Source organism: Sphingomonas sp. Ell38C01 (assembly GCF_055231975.1).
Window position 1 is genome coordinate 196,881 of the sequence record NZ_JBUYVA010000001.1, and the last position, 15,633, is coordinate 212,513.

Sequence of the window (15,633 nt, forward strand, 5' to 3'; positions counted from 1 at the left end):
GGTCCAGTCTGGGCTCCCGCCTTCGCGGGAGCACAATGGAGTTTAGAGCGCCTCGGCTCCGGAAATGATTTCCACCAGCTCGGTCGTGATCGCGGCCTGGCGGGTGCGGTTATACTGGATCGACAGGCGATTTATCATGTCGCCCGCGTTGCGCGTCGCATTGTCCATCGCGTTCATCCGGCTGCCCTGCTCCGACGCCGCATTCTCCAGCATCGCGCGGAAGATCTGGATCGCGACGTTGCGCGGAAGCAGGTCCGCCAGGATCGACTCCTCGTCCGGCTCGTACTCGACCGCGGCGCCACCATCGTTGGCAGCAGCGACCGACCCGGTCGGCACCGCGACGGGGATGATCTGCATCCCCGTGGGGATCTGGACCAGCGCGGACTGGAACTTGGCGTAGAACAGGTGCGCCACGTCGAACTCGCCCGCCTCGAACCGGCGGATCAGGTCGTCCGCGATCTCGCGCGCCTGCTCGAAGCCGAGCACCTTGTGCTGCCCGAGCTCATGATCGACCACGATGCCATTGGGGTAGAAGCGCTTGAGCACGCGCCCCTTCTTGCCCGCCAGATAGAAGCGCACCGTCTTGCCCGCACGCTCCAGCTCTTCCGCCTTCTTGCGCGCGGCACGGACGATGTTGGTGTTGAACGCACCCGCAAGTCCACGCTCCGACGTCGCGACGACGATCAGGTGGACCTGATCCTTGCCGGTGCCCGCGAGCAGCTTGGGGCTCGATTCGCTGACGGTGATCGTCGACGCGAGCCGCGCCATCACCCCCTCGAGCCGCTCGGCATAGGGGCGCCCGGCGATCGCCGCTTCCTGCGCACGGCGCAGCTTGGCGGCGGCGACCATCTTCATAGCCTTGGTGATCTTCTGGGTCGACTTGACCGAGTTGATCCTGACCTTGAGGGCTTTGAGTGATGCCATGTCTAATCCACTGGTCCCGTTCGGGCTGAGCTTGTCGAAGCCCTGTCCTTCTTTCTTCTACTCGACGAGCAAGAAGTGCAGCCCTTCGACAAGCTCAGGGCGAACGGGGTTGGGTACGGTCCTTGGTCGCCTTATGCGAACGTCTTGGCGAACGCGTCGAGCGCAGCCTTCAGCCCCGCCTTCGCCTCGTCGCCCAGGTCGCGCGTCTCGCGGATCTTGGTCAGCACGCCCGCATGGTTCGCGCGGAGATCGGCGAGCATCGCCGCCTCGTAGCGCACCACCGCCTCGACCGGCACCGTGTCCAGATAGCCCTGCGTGCCAGCAAAGATCGACGCGGTCTGCTCCTCGAACGGCATCGGGCTGAACTGCGGCTGCTTGAGCAGCTCGGTCAGCCGCGCGCCGCGGTTGAGCAACTTCTGCGTCGACGCGTCGAGGTCCGAACCGAACTGCGCGAACGCCGCCATCTCGCGATACTGCGCCAGCTCCAGCTTGATCGAGCCCGACACCTTCTTCATCGCCTTGGTCTGCGCGGCCGAGCCGACGCGGCTGACCGACAGGCCGACGTTGATCGCCGGGCGGATGCCCGCGAAGAACAGGTCGGTCTCGAGGAAGATCTGGCCGTCGGTGATCGAGATCACGTTGGTCGGGATGTAGGCCGACACGTCGCCCGCCTGCGTCTCGATGATCGGCAGCGCGGTCAGCGAGCCGCCGCCGTTCGCGTCGGACATCTTCGCCGCACGCTCGAGCAGGCGCGAGTGGAGATAGAACACGTCGCCCGGATACGCCTCGCGGCCCGGCGGACGGCGCAGCAGCAGCGACATCTGGCGATACGCGACCGCCTGCTTCGACAGATCGTCGAACACGATCAGCGCGTGCATGCCGTTGTCGCGGAAATACTCGCCCATCGCGGTGCCGGTATAGGGCGCGAGGAACTGGAGCGGCGCGGGCTCCGATGCGGTCGCGGCGACGACGATGGAATACTCCATCGCGCCGTTCTCCTCCAGCGTCTTGACGAGCTGCGCGACGGTCGAGCGCTTCTGGCCGACCGCGACATAGACGCAGTACAGCTTCTTCTTCTCGTCGTCGCCCGCGTTCGCGGTCTTCTGGTTGATGAACGCGTCGATCGCGACCGCGGACTTGCCGGTCTGGCGATCGCCGATGATGAGCTCGCGCTGCCCGCGGCCGACCGGCACCAGCGCGTCGATCGCCTTGAGGCCCGACTGCATCGGCTCGCTGACCGACTGGCGCGGAATGATGCCCGGCGCCTTCACCTCGACGCGGCTGCGCTTCTCGGCGACGATCGGGCCCTTGCCGTCGATCGGGTTGCCGAGGCCGTCGACCACGCGCCCGAGCAGGCCCTTGCCGACGGGGACGTCGACGATCGTGCCGGTGCGCTTGACGGTGTCGCCTTCCTTGATCTCCGAGTCCGACCCGAAGATCACGACGCCGACGTTATCGGCCTCGAGGTTGAGCGCCATGCCCTGCACGCCGTTCGAGAACTCGACCATCTCGCCCGCCTGGACGTTGTCGAGCCCGAAGATGCGGGCGATGCCGTCGCCGACGCTCAGCACCTGGCCGGTCTCGCTGACCTGGGCCTCGGTGCCGAAATTGGCGATCTGGTCCTTGATGATCTTCGAGATTTCTGCGGCGCGGATGTCCATCTTACGTCAGCCTTTCATCGCGCTGGCGAGCGCATTCAAACGGGTACGGATCGACGAATCGATCATCTGGGAGCCGATGCGGACGACCAGCCCGCCCAGCAGCGCGGGATCGACCGACAGATCGACCGAGACGTCGCGCCCCACGCGCTGGCGCAGCTGGTGCTTGAGCTCGATCACCTGGTTGTCGTCGAGCGGATGCGCGCTCGTCACCTCGGCGGCGACTTCGCCGCGATGCTGCGCGGCCAGCGTGCGGAACGCGCGGATGATCTGCGGCAGCTGCCCCAGCCGCCGGTTTTCCGCGAGCACGCCCAGGAAATTGCGGGTGGTCTGGTCGACCCCCATCGCCTCGGCGGCGGCGGCGATCGCCTTGGCGGCGGCGTCGCGCGCGACGAGCGGCGACAGCGTCAGCGCCTTGAACTCGGCCGACTGGTCGAGCGCACCCTGCACCGCACGCAGGCTGGCCTCGACCTCGCCGATCGTCTTCGAATCGCGCGCGATGTCGAACAGCGCGGTCGCGTACCGACCGCCCAGGCTCGCCTGAATGCTACCGCCTTGATTGGCGCTGCCGTGATTACCGCTGGATGTCTCCACGCGACGTCAATTCCTCGTACCGACAAGGGTTGGGCAAGTGTCGGCGAGAAGATCGTCCCCTCCCCGGCCACTCCTATGGCCCCCGCGCGAAATCGCGCGCCGGGTGGGGCGCGGACCGCTGGGATGGCGGGCGCGTAGCATCGGGGGGCGGGGGATGCAACCGGGCGGTGGCGTCGATGCGCGTTCGGAGCGCTCGGCCGCCGCGGTCAGCGGCAGGGATATTTCGCTGCCAGCATCCGTGCCATCCCGGCCTGCAGGCTCATTCCGCGCTCTGCCGGGGGGATCGTCTCCATCCCGAAGAGGAACTCGCCGGCGCCCATCTTCGCACCCTCGGGCGTGCAATAGAGCGGCGGCTGTCCGGCCGCCTTGCGCCGCGCCTTGTCCGCCTTGAGCGCTTCTGCGGCCGCCGCCGATTCGCGTTTCAACAGGCCAAGGTCCGACGAGAACAGCGCCATCGGCCCTTTCGCCTTCAGCGCATTGGCCTTGGCGAGGAAGGTCGACACGTCGATCGCCGCCGCCGCGGGCGTCGCGACGACCGCGATCGAGGCTGCGACGACCGTCGCGGCAACCGGCTTCACGCGCCCGCCGGTGCCGGGTTGCCGAACGGGCCGGACGGCCGCCGCGTCTTGGGGATCGATGTCCCCGCCGACGGCACCTGCGGCGCCTTCGGGCCGCTGTCGATCCGTCCGATCGTGTCGCCCGCGATCAGCCGCTTGATCTCGTCGCCCGACAGCGTCTCGTATTCGAGCAGCGCGCCCGCCAGCAGGTGGAGCTGGTCGACATGGTCGGTCAGCAGCTGCTTGGCGCGCGCCAGACCGCCCTCGACGATCGACTTGATCTCGTCGTCGATCAGCTGCGCGGTCGCGTTGGACATGCGCACCGGTTGGGAAGACGAATAGCCCAGGAACGATTCGCCCTCGGGCTGCGCATATTCGACCGGGCCCACCCGGTCGGACATGCCCCACTTCGTCACCATGTCGCGCGCGAGGCCCGTCGCGTACTGGATGTCGCCCGACGCGCCCGACGATACCTTGTCATAGCCGAAGATGATTTCCTCGGCGACGCGCCCGCCCATCGCCACCGCCAGGTTCGCATACATCTTGTCGCGGTGATAGCTGTACGAATCGCGCTCGGGCAGGCGCATCACCATGCCCAGCGCGCGACCGCGCGGGATGATCGTCGCCTTGTGGATCGGGTCCGACGCGGGCTCGTGGATCGAGACGATCGCATGCCCCGCCTCGTGATAGGCGGTCATCCGCTTCTCGTCGTCGGTCATCACCATCGAACGCCGCTCCGCGCCCATCATGACCTTGTCCTTGGCCTCCTCGAACTCGGCCATCGCGACCAGCCGCTTGCCCTTGCGGGCCGCGGTCAGCGCCGCCTCGTTGACGAGGTTGGCGAGATCCGCACCCGAGAAGCCCGGCGTGCCGCGCGCGATCGTGCGCGAATCGACGTCGGGGGCCAGCGGCACCTTCTTCATATGGACTTCGAGGATCTTGACGCGCCCGTCGATGTCCGGCCGCGGCACCACGACCTGGCGATCGAACCGGCCCGGACGCAGCAGCGCGGGATCGAGCACGTCGGGGCGGTTCGTCGCGGCGATGATGATGATGCCCTCGTTCGCCTCGAATCCGTCCATCTCGACGAGAAGCTGGTTCAGCGTCTGCTCGCGCTCGTCATTGCCGTTGCCCAGCCCTGCGCCGCGATGACGGCCGACCGCGTCGATCTCGTCGATGAAGACGATGCACGGCGCGCTCTTCTTGGCCTGTTCGAACATGTCGCGCACGCGGCTCGCGCCGACGCCGACGAACATCTCGACGAAGTCCGAGCCCGAGATGGTGAAGAACGGCACGCCCGCCTCGCCCGCGATCGCGCGCGCCAGCAGCGTCTTGCCGGTGCCCGGCGAGCCGACCAGCAGCGCACCCTTCGGGATCTTGCCCCCCAGCCGCGCGAACTTCGTCGGGTCCTTCAGGAACTCGACGATCTCCTCCAGCTCCTCGCGCGCCTCGTCGATGCCCGCCACGTCCTCGAAGGTGATCTTGCCTTCTTTCTGCGTCAGCATCTTCGCGCGGCTCTTGCCGAACCCCATCGCGCCGCCCGCGCCGCCGCCCTTCTGCATCTGGCGCAACACGAAGAACGCCAGCCCGATCATCAGGATGAACGGCAGCGACTGATACAACAGCACCATCCAGATCGACGGGCCCTCGTCGCGCTTGCCCGAGATCTGGACGCCCGCCTTGCGCAGCCGGTCGGTCAACTGCGGATCGCTGACCGGATCGGTGCGGAACTTGTCGCCCGACGACAGCGTCCCCGCGATCGTATCGCGCGAGATCGTCACGTCCTTGACGGTCCCCTCGTCGACCTTGTCGAGGAAGGTGGAGTAGGCGATCGTATTCCCCGCCGCCGCGGTCGACCGCCCGTCGAACAGCGTCACGACCACCGCGAGCGCCAGCAGGATGCCGACCCACACCAGCAGGCTCTTCATCCACGGGTTCTGGCCGCCGCCGCCCCCATTGTCGTTACCGCCGGGGTTGGGCTTGTCGTTGTCGTTCATGCGCGAGGGACCTTTCACACCGCACTATGTAGGCGGAGGCAGGTTAATGGCAATGGAACAGCGACGCAGGGACCGTCGATCGGTGCGATCGCCGCGGCGGGCGTCAATTCGCCCGACGCGGCGGGGCGGGGCGAAACCGCCACCCACGCTTGCCCGGCGACACCAGCAGCCCCGCCTGCGTCGCACGCCTGCCGCCCGCCAACGCGTCGAGCAGGGGCTCGATATTGGCGGCGTCGGACCAGGCGGGCGCGTCGATCGCGGCAGCAGCGCGCACCACGCCGATCGCGCGCCTGGCGAGCAGCCGCAGCAGCGGACGCGGCACGCCGTCGACCCGCAGCGTCACGCTCGCGTCGCCGATCTCGGCGTGCGCATCCCACACCCAGTCCGCGGTCGCACGCAGCGCCGCATCCGCCTCCGCCAGCGCCGCCGCAGCGCGCGCGAGCCGCGGTGGATCGAGCCACTCATGCCCCGCCAGCAGCTGGCGGAACCGCGTCCGGTCGTGCCGGTCGTCGGCATTGGCGGGATCGTCGACGAAGGGCACCCCCGCCCGTCGCACGATCGCGCGCAGCTCCGCGCGCCGCCAGTCGAGCAGCGGCCGGATCACCCGCGCGGCGCCGATCGCCACGTCGGCGCGGATCCCGGCGAGCCCCGACAGCCCGCTGCCTCGCGCGGCGCGCATCAGGAACGTCTCCGCCTGGTCGTCGGCATGATGCGCGGTCGCGATCGGCGCGCCGTCAGCCCAGCGCGCGAGCACCGCATAGCGCGCCGCCCGCGCCTGCGCCTGCAAACTGGCCCCCGCGATCGGTGCATCGGGGACGAGCGTCGCGTGCGGCACCCCGATCGCGGCACAGTGCGCCGCGACCATCGCCGCCTCGTCCGCACTCCCGCCGCGCAGCCGATGATCGACCGTCGCCGCGCTCACCCGCCCGGGAAACGTCGCCGCGGCAAGCGTCAGCAGCGCCATGCTGTCCGGCCCGCCCGACACCGCGAGCGCAACGCCGTCGGGCGGGCCGACCAGCCGTTCGACATCGGCGGCGAAGCGGGCGATGTCGTCGCTCATCTACGCTTCACTCCTGTCCATCATCCCGGCGAATGCCGGGGATCCACCTCGCCGCAAGTCCGCCAGTCTCGGTTCGATAGACGGCGTGGATCCCGGCCCCTTCGACTGCCTGCAAGCAGGCGCTCAGGACATGCTTCGCCGGGATGACGGACAGGGCGTCAATTGGGCGCCGCAGTCACTTGCACGCCGCCGCCGCGCGCCCGCGCACGATCTCGGCCTGCTGCGCCGCGGTCAGCTTGCCCGCATAGACGTCGCTCAGCTCGCCATAGACCTTGCACGCATCCGCCGGCTTCTTGAGCTTCACCAGCGCCTGCGCGAGATACACCAGGCTGTCCTGCGCACGCTCGCCCTCGGGAAACTTCTTGTAGCTGTCGTAGAACGCGATCGACGCGAGGCTCGGCTTGCCCTCGTCGAGATACGCCCGGCCAAGCAGGTTCTGCGCATAGCTCGCGCGGCGATGCTTGGGATGGTCCGCCACCACCTTCTTCAGCGCCGCCTCGGCCTCGGGATATTTCTTCGCCTGCCACAGGCGATAGCCATAGAGGTAGCCATCCTCCGCCGCGTCCCCGGTCGACGGACGCTCGAACCCCGCGATCGGTGCGGCCGATGCCGTCTCCTTGACGGCGACAGCGGCACCCGGCTTCACCGTCGGCCGTGCGATCGGTGCGGCGACGCTGGCGGCGTCGCGGCCGGACGACACGATCGGCGCGGGCTCGGCGCGCTGCGCCTCCGTCAGCTTGGCGTCGGTTTCGCGCTTGTACGCTGCGAACCTGTCCTCCAGCTGGCGCAGGCGGAACTGGTTCTGCTCGATCTGCCCCGTCATCGTCGCGATCTGCCCCTCCAGCGAGGTCACCCGCTGCGTCAGGTCCGCGATCGGCGCGGAGGCGGCACTGCCGATCTCGCGTGCGGGCGCCTGGCTCTGGGTGATCTGCGGCTCCAGATAGGTGCCCCCGCCCGGGAACACCTTGCGCTGCACCGCGCGCATCTCGCTCTCCAGCTTGCCGACGCGCCCGTCGAGCCCCGTCTGCGCGGCGGCGGGCATCGCGGCGGCCACGGTCGCGAGAGCGGCGGTGGCGAAAAGGAACTGGCGCATAGGATCACCCCCCGGTGCAGTGGTTTGTCCCGCTATAGCTAGAAACGCGAAGCTGTCGCCAGCCTTAAGGCGAGGACGCCGGTCGCATGATGCAATGCTGCCGTCAGGCGATAACGAGACACAAACCCCGTCACCCCGGACTTGATCCGGGGTCCAGCTTGCCGCGATCGCTCCCGCCCGAACCTCAGGCCGCAGCCTCACCGGATGAGTGGCCCCGGACCAGGTCCAGGGTGACGCCTACGCCAGCCCGATCAGGCCCCGTTGCGGAACGCCGGCGGCAGCAGGTTCTCGGGCGCGTCGGGCGAGGCGCTCGCGCGCGGCCGCGGTGTCGTTTCGCGCGCGCTGGTCGTCGCAGGTCGCCGCGTCGTCGTCGCGCGGGTGGTCGAGGCTGCCGAGGGGCTCGGCGACGGCGCGGCCACCGGCGTCGCGCCGCCCAGTCGCGCCGCGATCGATGCGCCGTCGACCGCGACGTCCTTGATCGCGCGCTCCCCGGTGCCCAGCGCCGGCACCGCGGCACCGTTCAGCGTCACCACCAGCTTGTCCGCGCGGCCGACATTGATCTTGGGCGCCTTGGCGTCCTGCGGCACGTCGAACGACTCGCCGGGCTTCATCGTACCCAGATACAAGGTCTTGTTGTCCGCATCGTAGACGCGCAGCCACACCTCGCCGTTCGCGGTCAGCCGCACCTGCCCGCCGGTCGGCGCAGCGGGCGCCGCGACCGGCGCGGCGGCGGGCACGCCCACCGCGACCGGCGGCGTCGCCGCCTCGGGCGCGCTCGCACCGCCCGTCCCGCGAAACAATCCGGTCGCGAAATACAGGATCGCCAGCACCAGCACCGCAAGGCCCAGACCCGCCGCCACGATCACCAGCCCGCGCGAGGGCACCCGCGCGGGGTCCGCGATCTCATAGGGCTGGTATTGCGGGGTGACGCGCGGGGTCGCTGCGATCTCGGCGCGGACGTCGCGCGCCAGTTCCACCTCGTCCGCGCCGACGACGCGGGCATAGGCGCGCACGAATCCGATCGCATAAGTCGCCGACGGCAGGCCCGCATAGTTCGCCGCCTCGATCGCCTCGAGATGGCGGAGCGGAACGCGGGTCCGCGCCCCGATCTCGGCAAGCGACAGCCCCTGCGCCTCGCGGGCCGCACGCAGCCGCACCCCGACCGTGTCGGGAAGCCGCGCCGTGTCGTCGCCGGGTCCGGCGTCGCTCATTCCAGTCTCCGCACTTTTGAGGTTGTAAGGAAGTGCCCCGTGCGCCCCGTCTCACAGAGCCCAAACTTGCTGTCAATCAGCCGAACGGGGTTTTGGTCGGGCGATCAGGCCAGTTCGACGCCCTCCGCGGCCGCCCATGCCGCCAGCGCCCCGCGCATGTCGCGCGGCGGCGTCGCCAGCAACGGCGCCATCGCCGCCGCCAGCTTCGCGCGATCGAGGCTGCGGATCATCGCCTTCACCGGCCCCACCGCCGCCGGGGTGATCGACAGCCGCTCGATGCCCAACCCGATCAGCGCCATCGCCTCCAGCGGTCGCCCGCCCATCTCGCCGCACACGCCCAGCGTCACCCCCGCATCGCGCGTCGGCACGACGATCCGCCGCAGGAACCGCAGGATCGACGGGCTCAGCCAGTCGTAGCGGTCCGCCAGCTTGGGGTTCGCGCGATCGGCCGCGAACAGGAACTGCGTCAGGTCGTTCGTCCCCACCGACAGGAAATCGATGTTCGGCAGCAGCAGGTCGAGCTGGTACGCCAGCGCCGGCACCTCCAGCATCGCGCCGTACTTGATCTCGTTCGGCAGTCGCCGGTTGCGTCCGGAGATCCAGTCGCGCTGCGCCTCGAACAGCGCCTTGGCCTCGTCGAACTCCCACGCCTCGCTCACCATCGGGAACATCACGTGGAGCGTGCGCCCCGCCGCCGCCTCCAGCAGTGCGCGCGCCTGCGCCTTCATCAGCCCGTCGCGCTCGAGGCTCAGCCGCAGCGCGCGCCACCCCATTGCGGGATTCTCTTCCCCTTCCGCCTCTTCCTTCAGATAGGGAAGCGCCTTGTCGCCGCCGATATCGACGGTGCGAAAGATCACCGGGCGGTCTCCCGCCACGTCGAGCACGTCCTTGTACAGCTTCTGCTGGCGCTCGCGCTGCGGCAGCGTGGCGGAGACGAGGAACTGGAACTCGGTGCGGAACAGGCCGATCCCGTCCGCCCCGGTCAGGTCGAGCGCGGCGACGTCGTCGCGCAGCCCGGCATTGACCATCAGCGTGATGCGGTCGCCGTCCTTCGTCACCGGCGGCACGTCGCGCAGCGCGGCATAGGCGGCCTTGCGCTTCTGGCGCAGCACCAGCTTGGCGTCGAACGCCTCCTCCATCGCGCCCGACGGTCGGACGAACACGTTGCCCGCGGTTACGTCGAGCAGCAGCATGTCGCCCTCCGCGATCACCCGGCGCACATTGCGCACCCGCCCCAGCACCGGCACCCCCATCGCGCGCGCGACGATGGTGACGTGCGCAGTCAGCGAGCCTTCCTCGAGGATCACGCCCTTCAGCCGCCGCCGGTCATACTCCAGCAGTTCGGCCGGCCCCAGGTTGCGCGCGATCAGGATCGTGTCCTGCCGCAGGCCCATCTGCGCCGCGGTCCCCATCTGGCCCGACACGATCCGCAGCAGGCGGTTCGACAGGTCCTCCAGGTCGTGCATCCGGTCCGCGAGCAACGGATCGTCGATCTGGCGCATCCGCTGGCGGGTACGCTGCTGGACGCGCTCGATCGCGGCCTCCGCGGTCAGCCCCGAATCGATCGCCTCGTTGATCCGCCGCGCCCAGCCCTCGTCATAGGCGAACATCTTGTACGTCTCGATCACCTCGACATGCTCGCCCGCCACGCCGAACTCGGCCTCGCGCGCCATCCGGTCGATGCCCTCGCGCATCTTGTCGAACGCCGCATAGACGCGGTGGCGCTCCGCCTCGGTATCCTCCGCGACGGTATGCTCGATCGTCACGCGCGGCTGGTGGAACACCGCGCACCCCGCCGCCATCCCGTCGACCAGCTTCTGCCCTGGCAGCCGCTCCGCCGCGGTCGACTGCACCCGCGATCCCGCGACACCGGGCGCGTCGATCAGCCCCGCATTCGCGATCAGCTCGCTCAACACCATCGCCACCGTCTGCAGCGCCTCGATCTCGACATCGGCATATTTGCGCGGATCGACATGCTGGACGGACAGCACGCCCACGGCCCGCTCGCGCCGGATGATCGGCACGCCCGCGAAGCTCCTGAACCGCTCCTCGCCCGTCTCGGGATTGTAGACGAAGTCGGGATGGCTCGCCGCCTCGTCGAGGTTCAGCACCTCGACCTCCTCGGCGATCGTCCCCACCAGCCCCTCGCCCATCGCCAGCTTGGTGACGTGCACCGCCTCTTCCGCCAGCCCGCGCGTCGCGAACAGCTCCAGCACGCCCTCGCGCAGCAGGTAGATCGAGCACACCTCGCTATCCAACGCCTCGCCGATGATCTGGACGACCGAATTGAGCTTGGCCTGCGCATTGGTGCGCGCCGCCATCACGTCGTGGAGGTTGACGAGGATCTCGCGGGCGGAAGCGGCGGCGGACAAGGGCATATGCGAACGGTTAGCAGGCCGGGGGCCTGGGTGCCACGCAACAAAAACTTGCGCGGATGCCATCGGTGTCGAAAGGCGGCGACCAGCTGGCGTCTCGCCTGGGCAGGTCGGCCGCGTCTATCGGCTATGATGGGGCCGCCCGTCCGGGTCGATCTCGACTTTCGTCTGTCCGGGCCCTTGCCCGTAATAGACCTCGTAGTATCGGATTCCCGGACCCGACACCTCCTCGACCATCGCGACCGCCTGGCCCTGGGCGCGCGTGGCAAGGGCCGCGCGTACGGCAGCGGGCAGGCGGCGCAGCGAAACCACGCGCTCGACGACGATCTGGCCCTCGGTCTCGCGCTCGACCGCGAACAGGCGCGCGCCGCCCCAATACAGCTGGATCTCGCGTTCGTCCCCCGGCGCGACATAGGCGACCCAGGCGTCGTGGATGCGCAGGATCTGGCTGCCTGACAGGCTGAACATCGCGATCCCCGACGCCACCATGGCGAGCAGGCCGATCCGGCGAAACACGCTCTCGCGCATCAACGGCAGGAGCCAGCGCGACGCCAGCGACGCGATCAGCGCCGCGGTCGCGATCAGCGCACCGGCGATCAACGCCGATCGCGGCAACAGCCCGAACGCCGCGTACAGCGCGATCTTGAGCAGGTGGAGCAGGACCTCGTTGGTCGCACGCGTGGCGACGATCTCGGTCTTGGTCAGCCCCATCCGATAATAGGCGCGGTTGAACACCACGCCCACTGCACCGGTAAACCCCGAAAGCAGCCCCGCCAGCGCGCCAAGGACCGGCAATCGCCCCAACGGCATCGGCGGCGCATCCACGCCGGTATCGCGACGAAAGAGCGCGGGCAGGTTCAGGAGCAGGAAGCACCCCAGCAGGAATTCGACATAGACCGGCGCGAACAGCGTCAGCAGCCACGCGCCCGCTGCCGCGGCGGGCAGCGCGGTAGGCACGAACCGGCGCACCACGTCCCAGCGTATCGAAGAGCGGTACAGATGGATGCGCGACACCGAACTCGCCGCAGTGCCGATCGACAGCGCACCCGGGATCGAGGCAACCGGAAGGATCAGGCGCAGCAGCGGCACGAGGACCAGTCCCGCGCCGCCCCCCGCCACCGCACTGACCAGAAATGCCAGGATCGCAGCGACGAAGACGAGAAGAACCACCATGGTAGCGCCCCTATCGCCCTTCCGCGCCTAGGTATCGAACAACCCGTCCTGCGCCCCCGCCGGCGGGTTCAGGCCCAGATGCTTCCACCCCAGCGCGTTGAGGCATCGCCCACGCGCCGTCCGCGCGACCAGCCCGAGCTGGATCAGGTACGGCTCGATCACCTCCTCGATCGTGTCGCGCGGCTCGCTCAGGCCCGCCGCCAGCGTCTCCACCCCGACAGGCCCGCCGCGATAGATGTCCGCGATCATCATCAGATAGCGCCGGTCCATCGCGTCGAGCCCCATCGAATCGACCTCGAGCCGGTTGAGCGCCGCGTCCGCCGCCTTCGCATCGACCGTCTCGACCCCCGCCACGTTCGCGAAGTCGCGCACCCGCCTGAGCAACCGTCCCGCGATCCGCGGCGTGCCCCGCGAGCGCCGCGCGACCTCGGTCGCGCCGTCCTTCGAGATCGCCAGCCCCAGCAGCCCCGCGGCGCGCGTCACCACGCGCTCCAGTTCGTCGACGGTATAGAATTGCAGCCGCACCGGAATCCCGAACCGGTCGCGCAGCGGCGTCGTCAGCAGCCCCTGCCGCGTCGTCGCGCCCACCAGCGTGAAGCGCGGCAAATCGATCCGCACCGACCGCGCTGACGGCCCCTCGCCGATCATCAGGTCGAGCGCGCGATCCTCCATCGCGGGGTACAGCACCTCCTCGACCGCGGGCTGGAGCCGGTGGATCTCGTCGATGAACAGCACGTCGCCATCCTCGAGATTGGTCAGCAGCGCGGCGAGATCCCCCGACTTCGCGATCACCGGCCCCGAAGTCGCCCGGAACCCCACCCCCATCTCGCGCGCGACGATCTGCGCCAGCGTCGTCTTGCCGAGGCCGGGCGGGCCGAAGAACAGCACATGATCGAGCGCGTCGCCCCGCGCCTTCGCCGCCTGGATGAACACGCGCAGATTCTCGCGCGCGGCCTTCTGCCCCACGAACTCGTCGAGATGCCGCGGACGCAGCGCGGCGTCGACGTCCTCGGGGCGTCGCGCCGGGGTGATGATGCGGTCGTCGTCGTCCACCGAATCGGTCATGCCTGCCCCACCAGCGCGCGGTCGACCCTGCGCCACAGCGTCGCCACCGCCTCCAGCGCGGGCGACGACGGCGGCGCAAACGCGCCCAGCGGCGCGCGCCGGTCGGTCATCGCCTCGAACGCGCTCGCCATCGGGATCACCGGCCAGTCGGCGTGCGCGGCCAGCGCCTCCCGGTGGATCACGCGCCGCCGATCGACCATCGAGAATACCGGCGCCAGCACGACGCGCGGCCCCTTCCGCCGCGCGACATGGCTGGCGATCACGTCGAGCGCCCGCCGCGACAGCGGCGCGGGGATGACGGGCACCACGACGAGGTCGGCGGCGCGCATGATCTGGTCCGACGTGTCGGTCAGCCCCGGCGGACAATCGATCACGATCCGGTCATACGCCCCCGCCAGCCCTTCGGCGACCTTCGCGAGCCGCTTCTTGCGATCGAGCTCGTGGAACGCCACGTCGAGATTGCGCAGCGACGCGTCGGCAGGCAGCAGGTCGACCCGCGGCGTCGCGGTCGCGCGGATCAGCCGCTTGGGATCGACGTCACGGGTGATCGCCGCATGCGCCGCGCTTCCCTCGCCGCCATCGTCGCCCATGATCCAAGACGCGGCCGCCTGCCCGTCGAGGTCCCACAGCAATGTCCGCCGCGCGGACAGCGTCGCCGCCGCCCAGGCGAGGTTCACCGCCAGCGTCGTCTTCCCCACCCCGCCCTTCAGGCTATAGACCGCGACGATCTTCCCGCTCATTTCGCCGCCTTCCGCAGCGCGAGCCGGACCAGCGCGTCGAGCGTCGCGCCTTCGCCCAGCTCCTCCTCCGCCGACGCCACCGCCGCCGCCGCCTCGGCCGGACGGAACCCCAGGTTGAGCATCGCCGACACCGCGTCCGCGCCCGCCCCCACCGGCGCCGCGATCGCGCTCCCCGCGAGCCCGATCGCGACGCCGCCCACCTTGTCCTTCAGCTCGCGCACGATCCGCTCGGCCAGCTTGGGGCCGACGCCGTTGGCGCGCGCCACCATCGCCTTGTCCTGCGCCGCCACCGCGCGTGCCAGGTCGACCGGCTCCAGCGTCGACAGGATCGCCAGCGCCACCCGCGCGCCGACGCCCTGCACCCCGGTCAGCAGCCGGAACCAGTCGCGCTCCGCGGCATTCGAAAAGCCCACGAGGCGCTGGAAATCCTCGCCCACCAGCATTTCGGTGAACAGCGTGCACGCCTCGCCCACCTGCCCAATCGCCGCCAACGTCCGCGACGACGCGCCGACGAGATAGCCCACCCCGCCGACATCGATCACCGCATGGTCGAGGCCCGTCGAATCGAGCCGCCCTTTCAGATGCGCGATCATGCTATCGGCACCACGCGCCGCGCGATCGCCTGCGCGCTCGCCAGATGATGCGCATGCGTGATCGCCACCGCCAGCGCGTCCGCCGCATCGGGCCCGGTCAGCTTCACGCCGGGCAGCAGCACCGCCATCATCGCCTGGATCTGCCGCTTCTCCGCGCCGCCGGTGCCGACCACCGCCTTCTTGACCGTCGACGGATGATACTCGCCGACGACCAGCCCCGCGCCCGCCGCCGCCAGCAGCACGACGCCGCGCGCCTGCCCCAGCTTGAGCGTCGATTGCGGGTTCGAATTGCCCAGCACTTCCTCCACCGCCGCGCCGTCGGGCTTCTCCGCGCGGATCACGTCGCCCAGCGCACCGTGGAGCGCCGCCAGCCGGCGCGGCAACGGCATCGACGGATCGGTACGGATCTGGCCGTTGGCGATGTGCGAGATGCGGTTGCCGTCCGCACGGATCACTCCCCAGCCGGTCGTGCCGAGCCCGGGATCGAGGCCGAGGATGACGGTCACGTGGTCCTCCCCATCGCAGATGGGGAGGGGGACCACGCGAAGCGTGGTGGAAGGGGTGACGGCATCGCCGTCGCTGGCGCGCCAGCC

Annotated in this window: 14 protein-coding genes; all 14 read right to left on the reverse strand. The window is 69.7% G+C overall.

Going from position 1 to position 15,633, the window contains the following annotated elements; genetic code table 11:
* Nucleotides 1–42: 42 nt before the first annotated feature.
* Complete coding sequence (locus ACV7NO_RS00980) at nt 43–924, reverse strand: F0F1 ATP synthase subunit gamma (protein WP_463404175.1); 882 nt, start codon at nt 922–924, stop codon at nt 43–45.
* 131 nt (nt 925–1,055) lie between these two features.
* Nucleotides 1,056–2,585 carry a F0F1 ATP synthase subunit alpha gene (gene atpA, locus ACV7NO_RS00985; RefSeq protein WP_463404176.1) on the reverse strand — a complete coding sequence of 510 codons (1,530 nt, stop codon included), beginning with the start codon at nt 2,583–2,585 and terminating at the stop codon, nt 1,056–1,058.
* A gap of 6 nt (nt 2,586–2,591) precedes the next feature.
* Nucleotides 2,592–3,176 carry a F0F1 ATP synthase subunit delta gene (locus ACV7NO_RS00990; RefSeq protein WP_463404177.1) on the reverse strand — a complete coding sequence of 195 codons (585 nt, stop codon included), beginning with the start codon at nt 3,174–3,176 and terminating at the stop codon, nt 2,592–2,594.
* 206 nt (nt 3,177–3,382) lie between these two features.
* On the reverse strand, nt 3,383–3,754 hold the full coding sequence (locus tag ACV7NO_RS00995) for a hypothetical protein (RefSeq protein ID WP_463404178.1): 372 nt from the start codon (nt 3,752–3,754) through the stop codon (nt 3,383–3,385).
* Entirely contained in the window at nt 3,751–5,730 is a 1,980-nt protein-coding gene (ftsH, locus tag ACV7NO_RS01000; RefSeq protein ID WP_463404179.1) for an ATP-dependent zinc metalloprotease FtsH, read from the reverse strand. The genes ACV7NO_RS00995 and ftsH overlap by 4 nt, the downstream gene beginning before the upstream one ends.
* A 103-nt stretch (nt 5,731–5,833) precedes the next feature.
* A complete protein-coding gene (gene tilS / locus ACV7NO_RS01005) occupies nt 5,834–6,790 on the reverse strand; it encodes a tRNA lysidine(34) synthetase TilS (RefSeq protein ID WP_463404180.1) in 957 nt (318 codons plus the stop codon).
* Nucleotides 6,791–6,965: 175 nt separating this feature from the next.
* Nucleotides 6,966–7,883, reverse strand: coding sequence for a hypothetical protein (locus ACV7NO_RS01010; RefSeq protein WP_463404181.1), 918 nt, complete (start codon nt 7,881–7,883; stop codon nt 6,966–6,968).
* A gap of 251 nt (nt 7,884–8,134) precedes the next feature.
* Nucleotides 8,135–9,094 carry a helix-turn-helix domain-containing protein gene (locus ACV7NO_RS01015; RefSeq protein ID WP_463404182.1) on the reverse strand — a complete coding sequence of 320 codons (960 nt, stop codon included), beginning with the start codon at nt 9,092–9,094 and terminating at the stop codon, nt 8,135–8,137.
* A gap of 104 nt (nt 9,095–9,198) precedes the next feature.
* Nucleotides 9,199–11,472, reverse strand: a complete 2,274-nt coding sequence (gene ptsP, locus ACV7NO_RS01020) for a phosphoenolpyruvate--protein phosphotransferase (protein ID WP_463404183.1) — start codon at nt 11,470–11,472, stop codon at nt 9,199–9,201.
* A 117-nt stretch (nt 11,473–11,589) separates the two neighbouring features.
* Nucleotides 11,590–12,642: a TSUP family transporter gene (locus tag ACV7NO_RS01025; RefSeq protein ID WP_463404184.1), complete on the reverse strand. Its 1,053-nt coding sequence runs from the start codon at nt 12,640–12,642 to the stop codon at nt 11,590–11,592.
* A gap of 27 nt (nt 12,643–12,669) precedes the next feature.
* Entirely contained in the window at nt 12,670–13,707 is a 1,038-nt protein-coding gene (ruvB, locus tag ACV7NO_RS01030; RefSeq protein ID WP_463404185.1) for a Holliday junction branch migration DNA helicase RuvB, read from the reverse strand.
* Nucleotides 13,704–14,447, reverse strand: a complete 744-nt coding sequence (locus tag ACV7NO_RS01035; protein WP_463404186.1) for a ParA family protein — start codon at nt 14,445–14,447, stop codon at nt 13,704–13,706. Before ACV7NO_RS01035 ends, ruvB begins: the two co-directional genes overlap by 4 nt.
* Nucleotides 14,444–15,040 (reverse strand): Holliday junction branch migration protein RuvA, encoded by a 597-nt coding sequence (ruvA, locus tag ACV7NO_RS01040; RefSeq protein ID WP_463404187.1) that lies wholly within the window; start codon nt 15,038–15,040, stop codon nt 14,444–14,446. The genes ACV7NO_RS01035 and ruvA overlap by 4 nt, the downstream gene beginning before the upstream one ends.
* Complete coding sequence (ruvC, locus tag ACV7NO_RS01045) at nt 15,037–15,546, reverse strand: crossover junction endodeoxyribonuclease RuvC (protein ID WP_463404188.1); 510 nt, start codon at nt 15,544–15,546, stop codon at nt 15,037–15,039. Before ruvC ends, ruvA begins: the two co-directional genes overlap by 4 nt.
* Between the last annotated feature and the right edge of the window lie 87 nt (nt 15,547–15,633).